This is a genomic window from Candidatus Symbiopectobacterium sp. NZEC135 (assembly GCF_025962695.1).
In genome coordinates this window covers 1-1,739 of record NZ_JAGFPF010000338.1, presented here as the reverse complement: position 1 = coordinate 1,739, position 1,739 = coordinate 1, and the positions used below count along the sequence as shown (strand labels likewise).

Sequence of the window (1,739 nt, the reverse complement as noted above, 5' to 3'; positions counted from 1 at the left end):
TTTGGCCTGAAAGGGACACTGCATATTGTTGGGCGCAGCGGCGGACGATCTGCGAAAAAACTGTGGCAGGAATATGCGATCCCTCCGTGGAAGCGCGAACAAATTCCTATTGTGTATTATAACCAGCAGCCGATCGCCGCTGTTGGTGTCTTTGTGATGCGGGAAGGGGATACGTCAGCAAATGATACCGTATGGCAGATAGTGTGGCGGATGACGTAGCGCTGATTCAGAATCTATCAGCGCTACTCAGGCTACTGACTACCCATGCAGGGGCAAAGCGATAAAGGGTAAGTCTGTTTCGGTGTGAGCGGGTACTATTTGGGGCTGTATGTTGAGCTGCTGCCTCAATCTCTCTATTTCTGCTCGTAACGGCTGTATTGTCACTTCTAACTGTCGCGTGATTTCCTGCTGGATACTTTCTTGTTGTTCTGATGTATCACGCAGTAACGCGTTGCCCCCGTTGAGTAATTCCGCTTTTCTTGTGGCCAAACTGGTTATACCGATGAGTTTAATCTCATTCAAATAATCGTGTAATTTTGAAAATGCATCAGCGAATTCAATGGATTCCGTTTTCTTCGACTTTTGATAGCACTTATTTATTGCATCACGAATATTCAGTGACCCATCGGTGCAGGAAACCAACAACCCCAACCCGCGTAGCGCACCCAGTAATAGCGGGGCTGAAATAGCCAGTGCCGGAATAGCGATAGGCAGAACAAATGCGGTAGCTGCCAACGCCATACCGACGATTGTAAGGGCGATTCCCAACACCACCCGCCTGGAGAAAAAGCATTTTTGAGACGCTTCACTGTGGATGATTCTGTCGCTCTTCCTGATGTCTGACAAGGTATTGAAGAACAAATCCGCAGTGGCTTCAATTTCTTTTATTTTTTCTTTCAATTCAGGGGTGATGCGATGTGAAGCCGATTCGTCATGGTGCAGCGCTAAGATTTTTTCCACAACCTCAAGATCAATTTCGCGTAACTTTTTCTGGCACTGTAAGATCTTTTCATAGGTGGCAGAGTCACTGGCAAAATGTCGGGAATAATTCGTTTCCATCAGCGCAGCCTGTAATGCCGGGAATTTCTCCCATTTCTTTTTGGTGAATGTATTACTGATATTACTGACATGCAGTAATTTTTGTGGCCACACGGCTTTATCGGGGTTTGTCTGCGAAGATTTCCCCATGACGGTAGCATTTTGACCCTGGTTTAATGGCTGGTAGTCGTTCGTTGAATAGAGTTGGCGATCCAGACTTATTCCAGCGATACACATAAAACCCCCTTGAACAGATTGTCTGATTTATTTCATAGATAGATTTATCTGAGAGCGGTTTTTTGTCACTCGGGTTTTTACTGGGGGACATTTTTTTTCGCGTGATCTACAGCAAATATTAGCGATTTAGTCGTGGATGCAAAACGGACAACCAGGGTTGTCCGTTAGCGAAATGTTGTATTGAGCATTGGCGCTCTTAGGCGTCAGGATTCACTGACCACCACTTTGCCGATGCCTGGATTACTGAAGCTCACGATATGATCCAGACGCAGCTCTCGCAGTGCGCCATTTTCTTCCACTACCAGATATTCCACTTGCTTGCGCGAGACAATATCCTTGGCCTTGCCTGTGAGGGTTTCTCCGCTGCGCAACTCGAGCGTCAGCGTGAGATGTTGCTGGCACGTAGCCTCAAGGCTATCGTAATCATCACAATTGATGGGTTGATATTCGTTACTCATTGACAT

3 protein-coding genes are annotated in these 1,739 nt (G+C 46.5%); 1 reads left to right on the top strand and 2 read right to left on the bottom strand.

The window, feature by feature from the left end; genetic code table 11:
• On the top strand, positions 1–219 hold a 219-nt coding region (gene tilS / locus J5224_RS26605), incomplete at its 5' end, for a tRNA lysidine(34) synthetase TilS (protein WP_264628169.1).
• Between the two features lie 39 nt (positions 220–258).
• Here tilS and J5224_RS26600 read toward each other — a convergent pair.
• Positions 259–1,275, bottom strand: a complete 1,017-nt coding sequence (locus J5224_RS26600; protein WP_264628168.1) for a hypothetical protein — start codon at positions 1,273–1,275, stop codon at positions 259–261.
• Positions 1,276–1,478: 203 nt separating this feature from the next.
• Complete coding sequence (rof, locus tag J5224_RS26595) at positions 1,479–1,739, bottom strand: Rho-binding antiterminator (protein WP_222158377.1); 261 nt, start codon at positions 1,737–1,739, stop codon at positions 1,479–1,481.